This is a genomic window from Microcystis sp. LE19-41.2A (assembly GCF_027530405.1).
Lineage (GTDB): Bacteria > Cyanobacteriota > Cyanobacteriia > Cyanobacteriales > Microcystaceae > Microcystis > Microcystis aeruginosa.
The window spans coordinates 1-4,934 of record NZ_JAPZQJ010000365.1 but is presented as its reverse complement, the minus strand read 5'-3'; the positions used below and the strand labels follow the sequence as shown (position 1 = coordinate 4,934).

General features: G+C 41.5%; 5 protein-coding genes and 2 pseudogenes. 5 read left to right on the top strand and 2 right to left on the bottom strand.

The window, feature by feature from the left end; genetic code table 11:
- Window positions 1-201: 201 nt before the first annotated feature.
- Window positions 202-658, bottom strand: a pseudogene (locus tag O9290_RS14675) (PEP-CTERM sorting domain-containing protein).
- Between the two features lie 199 nt (window positions 659-857).
- On the opposite strand from O9290_RS14675, the gene O9290_RS14670 reads away from it, so the two are divergent.
- Both O9290_RS14670 and O9290_RS14665 read left to right on the top strand, forming a co-directional pair.
- Window positions 858-1,481: a DUF3782 domain-containing protein gene (locus O9290_RS14670; RefSeq protein WP_288087215.1), complete on the top strand. Its 624-nt coding sequence runs from the start codon at window positions 858-860 to the stop codon at window positions 1,479-1,481.
- Window positions 1,482-1,504: 23 nt separating this feature from the next.
- Window positions 1,505-2,338 (top strand): Uma2 family endonuclease, encoded by an 834-nt coding sequence (locus O9290_RS14665; RefSeq protein WP_061431861.1) that lies wholly within the window; start codon window positions 1,505-1,507, stop codon window positions 2,336-2,338.
- 28 nt (window positions 2,339-2,366) lie between these two features.
- On the opposite strand, the gene O9290_RS14660 is transcribed toward O9290_RS14665, so the two are convergent.
- Window positions 2,367-2,594, bottom strand: coding sequence for a DNA-directed RNA polymerase subunit omega (locus tag O9290_RS14660; RefSeq protein ID WP_002761217.1), 228 nt, complete (start codon window positions 2,592-2,594; stop codon window positions 2,367-2,369).
- 553 nt (window positions 2,595-3,147) lie between these two features.
- Between O9290_RS14660 and O9290_RS14655 the strand changes: the two genes are divergently transcribed.
- From O9290_RS14655 to O9290_RS14645, 3 genes and pseudogenes are all read left to right on the top strand, one after another.
- Window positions 3,148-4,371 carry an RNA-guided endonuclease InsQ/TnpB family protein gene (locus tag O9290_RS14655; protein ID WP_288087214.1) on the top strand — a complete coding sequence of 408 codons (1,224 nt, stop codon included), beginning with the start codon at window positions 3,148-3,150 and terminating at the stop codon, window positions 4,369-4,371.
- 57 nt (window positions 4,372-4,428) lie between these two features.
- Window positions 4,429-4,611: pseudogene (locus O9290_RS14650) on the top strand (hypothetical protein); the annotation flags it as partial.
- A gap of 57 nt (window positions 4,612-4,668) precedes the next feature.
- Window positions 4,669-4,934 (top strand): helix-turn-helix domain-containing protein (locus O9290_RS14645; RefSeq protein ID WP_288087213.1); only part of this gene is annotated, 266 nt, incomplete at its 3' end.

Below are 4,934 nucleotides of genomic sequence, written 5' to 3'. Positions count from 1 at the left end.
AATCCTTATCTGGCAAGAGACTTAATTGATTAGTTCGCTCTAGATAAAAAACAATTGACAAAAATCGCTAAATGCCTTTCTATATAAGGGTTACATCCCTTATAATCCCCGTCCATTGCATAACACAAACCGAAGAGCCATAAAGTATCGAAAACCTCCGCTTCGAGAGAGGAAACCCTCGCCTCCTCTCCCTTGTAGGCATTACTTGCGGGCTTTGCGGACGGTACCCCCTAGCATTAATCGGCCCAAGGTGATAAAACCGAGAAGGCTAGAAGGTTCTGGAGTGGTCGTGGTGGGAACCGTCAGCACCGAAGAGATTCCGTACAAAGGGCGGAATGCTACCGGACCGTTAAACCCTGGACCAAAATCGCTCCCATAACGAACCCAATTTTTCGGTAATACTAGCAGGGTCGATTCCTACATTCGTAAAAGCGTCATTTAATATTGTTGAGGTGTGCGCCTCATTGTCAACAAAGGTGTTGTAGGTATTTATGTCAGTGCTTGTTGCTTGAATCGTGCCATCCGTAACAAATACCAAGCGATACTGATTACCAGGACTAAGACCAGAAGGAATCAGTTGAAAAGCTTCTGCAATGCCAGAGATGCCCAGAGTCGCAAAGGCAACCCCAGATAAAATACCCATAATCGTTAGTTTCATCTAAAATCAAGCTCTTTGAGCGTTGTAAGGATTATGCAAGTTTTGGAACCAAGTAAATTCCAGAAAAACCTTACCCCCCCCGCACATTTGTCAAGTCTTTTACATAATTCTTAATATTTTTTTCGTTTTGCTCTCTGGCTCTCGTCCGGCTTCTCGAGGGAATCGCTAAAATGATCAGGGGTGTTTTAGAGGTAAGTCTATGAATGAACCGGTAACTCTTGAGGATATTTACCAGCTATTCCGCGCTTCCACCGAGGAATATGATCGCCGGGCTGCCGAATCTAAGGCGGAATATGATCGCCATAGAGTCGAAATAGAGAACCTCCTGGCGGAATCTAAACTAGAAAGCGATCGCTCCATGGCAGAACTGAAACGGACGGTTGAACGAACCAGCAAAGCGGTAGATAGTCTCACCACTCGCTGGGGTCGATTTGTGGAAGAATTGGTAGAACCGGCGGTTTTACGGCTTTTTCAGGAAAAAGGCATCGATATTAAAGAAGTTTATCCCCGCGCTAGAGTCAAGCGTCAGGGCATCGCCATGGAAATTGATATCCTAGCGGTAGATGATACCGATCTCGTGGTGGTGGAATGTAAATCTAGATTATCTAAAGATGATGTGGATGAATTTATCGAAAAATTGACCCGCTTTAAAATCGCTTTTCCCCATTATCAAAACTATCGAGCTTACGGTGCGGTGGCGGGAATTGAAATCAACGAGGGGATCGATCGATACGCTTATAAAAAAGGTCTATTTGTGATTAAACCCTCTGGGGATACGGTGGCCATTATTAATGATGCCGACTTTCAACCGAATACTTGGTAATTTCCCTAGTCAAAACAATCGCTATGGTTAACCTTTCCTACAATAAAAATCGCCTTCTTCCCAGTGCCGAAGAATTACCCTGTTCTGACGAAACAGCCGTGGATAACCAGTTACAGAACGATATTCCCAATCTATTACTCAGTTTACTAGCATTTATTTGGGCGGAGCGGGATGATTGGTATTTTGGTGTCGATATGGGAGTTTATTACAATCCCGACGAACCGGCAATCATACCGGATGGATTTTTAGCCATTGGAGTCAAACACGATACCGGCGAAAGGGGAAGATTAAGCTATGTTCTCTGGGAAGAAGCTTATATTATGCCGATATTGGCTTTGGAAGTGATTTCTGAGAAATATAATGGGGAATATGAGGGAAAGTTAGCGGATTATCAAACCCTAGGAATTCTCTATTACGTCATTTATAATCCCTTAAGCGGTAGAAGGGGAAGGTTTAAAAATAGAGAGAGATTAGCGGTTTATAAGCTGATAGCGGGGAAATACGAGCTTTTAGAGCCGGAAAATAATCGGGTATGGTTGCCAGAAATCGGGTTAGCCTTGGGATATGAGCAGGGAGAACATATCGCTTGGGTGCGAGAATGGCTGTATTGGTACGATCGATCGGGAAATCGCTATTTAACCGCCGAGGAAAGGGCGAGGGCAGCAGCGGCAATCGCCGAGCAAGCAAGTTTAATCGCCCAACAAGAACGTTTGAATGCCCAGCAAGAACGTTTAGCCAAAGAGGAAGCAGAAGCGATCGCCGAGCAAGAACGTTTAGCCAAAGAGGAAGCGGAACAAAAAGCCCAACGACTAGCGGAAAGACTAAGATCACTGGGTATCAACCCCGATGAAATGTAAGGGTGGGTTCCCTGGCAATTTTAGGGGATTAATCGCGTAATAATTCCGGTTCGGTTAATTCGTCGGTCATTTCCATCAAGGCCCGTTGGACGGGTTTAATCATCGGGTCATCGATATTTTCTACGGTATCGTAGCGGACGCGTTTGGCCCGTCTAGCGACTTGCACGACGATCGAGTAACGATTGCTGGCCGCATTCATCAGTTTATCGGTGAGATAAATCATCTCGGAGGAGTCGAATTTAAACCGTTTGGACATAGTTATATTTAGCCTTCTCTGGTGAATTTGGCACTTGTCACTGATAATAGGTTAGTGATAAGTTTTATTACTCAGTCCACCTTACCATATTTTGTCAACCTTAAGGATAGGGTTATCCTTGATCTCGATCGTATTTTGTCAACTACTTTTTACAAAACTTAAATCAATTTTATACAAGTTTAAAAATATACAAATAAAGAGATAATTTTTGAAATAAATATAGCGTTTCCCACACCTGTGTGGCACAGTTAAACCTTTGCTGATTAAGCTTTTCACCATCGACAATGTACCTCTTGCCAACAGGAAACGCTATAAACCCAAAAAAGGTATTGTAAAGTTTCAATACAAATATGGTCATATATAGTCATTCATGGTAGTATGTACAGACAAAACTATCGGACTAGGCAAAAAAAACAGGAATAAGTTATCGAACGGCTTGGAGGTGGTGGAAACAAGGAAATTTAACAGGCTATCAATTGCCTTCTGGTACAATTATGACAACGGATGACAACCCTTCAAAACCCGACGCTGAGTTAAAAGACAACGGATAATAATGTTAGTAGCCGAAAGACACATTATCAAGAAAGGACATAGATTTTGGGCTGAGATAGATAATTTATCTTGGCAGTCTAAAAATCTTTACAACTCAGCCAATTATTTAATCCGACAAAACTTCATTTATGGTCATGGCTATTTGACCTATAATCAGATGGCTTCTCTGATGAAAAAGACAGAACAGTATCAAGCTTTACCCGCTAAAGTTTCCCAACAAGTTTTAAGAGGATTAGACCAGAACTGGCAATCATTTTTTGCCGCTTCATCAGAGTTTAAAAGTCACCCCGATAAATTTCTGGGAAAACCCAAAATCCCTGGCTATAAGGAGCCAAAAAAAGGACGAAATCTCTTAGTTTACACGATTCAAGCTATAAGCAAAGTAGGTCTTCGGCAAGGGTTAGTCAAACTATCAGGGACTTCAATTGCCTTGCCGACGAGAGTGGTGGAGCGCATAGCAGAAGTCAGAATAGTTCCTAAATGTGATTGTTATGTAATCGAGGTAATTTATGAGAAAACTGAACAGTTCTTAGCTCCTAATGAAAAGATAGCTGTGATAGATTTAGGCATAGATAATTTGATGGCTGTAACTTCAAATCAACCGGACTTTATCCCTTTGTTGATTAATGGCAGACCGTTAAAAAGCCTGAATCAATTTTATAACCAACGTCGGGCTAAGTTACAATCTCTGTTAAAAGGCAATCGTCAAAGTTCCCAGAGGATTCGCCGTTTAACTCGCTGTCGTAATCAGAAAGTAGATGATTATCTTCACCGAGCTAGTCGTTATTTAGTCAATCTCTTAGTTGACCAAGAGATAACAACTTTAGTAATTGGGAAAAATGACGGTTGGAAACAAGAAGTGAACTTAGGAAAAGTCAACAATCAAAAATTTGTGACCATCCCTCATGCTCGATTAATTGAGATGATTAGTTATAAATGTCAATTAGAAGGAATCTCTGTGATTCTTCAAGAAGAATCCTATACCTCAGCTTCTAATTTTTTGAATTTAGATCCGCTACCAGTGTATGGACAGATAACTGAAAAGCCAGTGTTTTCAGGAAAAAGAATTAAGCGAGGGTTATATCGTACAGATAGAGGATTTCTTTGTCAATCTGATGTCATGGGTTCCTACAACATTTTACGAAAAGCATTCCCAAATGCGTTTAACCGCTATGGGATAGAGAGGTGCGTAGTTCACCCAAGGAGAATCAATCTCTCGAAGTAAAAGTGAAGGGAATTTCTGAAATGGAATTCAGTCTGTCTATATTTGACTATACTTTTACTAACTATCTCAACCATGGCTTTTAACCTCAACGGTTTCAACTTTAACCAGTCGATTATCGATTCCCAGGGACGTGCTATCACAACTTTGGCGGATGTGATCAACCGCGCTAACATTGGTTTTGAAGTAATGCACGAACGCAACGCTCATCGAAAATTTGGGTCTGAAACCCCGTCGTTCTAGGTTGGCTTTACCGTTAAATATTAGCGCATTTACACGATATATGCTAAAATGTGAGACATGGAAAAAGCCTATTCGTTTCGATTTTACCCCACACCCGAACAAGAGTCGCTATTGCGGCGCACATTGGGCTGTGTAAGATTAGTTGACAACAAAGCTCTCCATCTCAGAACACAAGCTTGGTACGAAAAGCAAGAAAGAGTAGGCTATGCTCAAACTTCTTCAATGTTGACCGATTGGAAAAAGCAAGAAGAATTAGACTTTCTCAATGAAGTAAGCTGTGTACCTTTACAACAAGGGTTAAGACATTTACAAACAGCTTTTAC